The organism is Ochrobactrum sp. SFR4 (assembly GCF_019730395.1).
GTDB lineage: Bacteria > Pseudomonadota > Alphaproteobacteria > Rhizobiales > Rhizobiaceae > Pseudochrobactrum.
On sequence record NZ_JAAPBB010000791.1, the window covers coordinates 1 to 270 of the forward strand.

Consider the following 270-nt stretch of genomic DNA (forward strand, 5'->3'; position numbering starts at 1 on the left):
CTCATGCCGGTTTCATGGCTAAACAAGCGGCTCAGCGAACGCTCGCTCATACCAATACGATGCGCCCAAACTTCCAGCGTTGCATGGCTCGCAGGATCATCCAGCAACATATCCGTCAATTTGCGCAGACGATTGTCCGCCGGTATTGGCAAATGCAACTGCTCCAACGGTGCAGCCACCAACTCGTCCAGCAGCACACGAATGAGCCTACCTTCAGCGCCGTCCTCATCGTAATATTCGTCGAAACCTGCAGCCTTTTCCAGCAAGCTT

General features: G+C 54.1%; 1 pseudogene. It reads right to left on the bottom strand.

What is annotated here, in order from left to right:
* Positions 1-270, bottom strand: a pseudogene (locus tag HBA93_RS21245) (AraC family transcriptional regulator); the annotation flags it as partial.